Source organism: Vibrio sp. D173a, from assembly GCF_030248475.1.
Genome location: NZ_JAHGAH010001516.1, coordinates 1 through 704, shown reverse-complemented (window position 1 = coordinate 704; position 704 = coordinate 1). Strand labels below are relative to the sequence as shown.

The 704-nt window shown below is 42.8% G+C and carries 1 pseudogene; it reads left to right on the top strand.

Going from position 1 to position 704, the window contains the following annotated elements:
- Positions 1-129 precede the first annotated feature (129 nt).
- A pseudogene (locus KIV40_RS34430) lies at positions 130-697 on the top strand (nucleotidyltransferase family protein).
- The last annotated feature ends 7 nt before the right edge of the window (positions 698-704 follow it).

The window sequence follows — 704 nt, the reverse complement described above, 5'->3', positions numbered from 1 at the left end:
ATTGGTCACCTTCCACCTAACTTAACGCTAGTGAATGGATCGTATGCTGAGGTAAGTCTAATTGATGGCAAAGGCTTATTAACGCAAGTATTTAAGTAAAGGGCCTGGGTGTTGTTTGAGGCGTAGAAGTTGGTCGCTGAAACAGATCTCACTAGAACAAACAGATTGATTGAGTTAGTCCGATTCGATCCAGTGCGCGTTGAAGCATTGGGCCATGTCGCGAATTTACAGTTACCTCAATGCTATATTGCTGCGGGTTTTTTAAGAAATTTATTCTGGGATTCTCTTCATAACAGTGTCAATCCTACGGCTTTGAATGATATCGACGTTGTTTATTTTGATACTGATGAAGTGGATCCTACTGCATGTTCCAAGTATGAGGCTTGGCTTGAGACGCAAATGCGACAATGTAATTGGCAGGTTCGAAACCAAGCTCTGATGCATCATAGGAACAACGACCAGCCTTATAAAAACACGCTTGATGCCATGAGCTATTGGCCCGAAAGGTATTAGAGTCACGGCAAACAACGATTATGAGTGTGTTTCCGCCTTTGGTTTAGAATCTCTATTCAATGGACACGTCACTCATAACCCGAAAAGACCGCGTTCGTTATTTGATCAACGCGTATACGCGAAGAATTGGCTCGTCTTATGGCCATCGCTCAAAGTGGTTTATGAAAACCCAAAGGAATCGTGAGATGTTT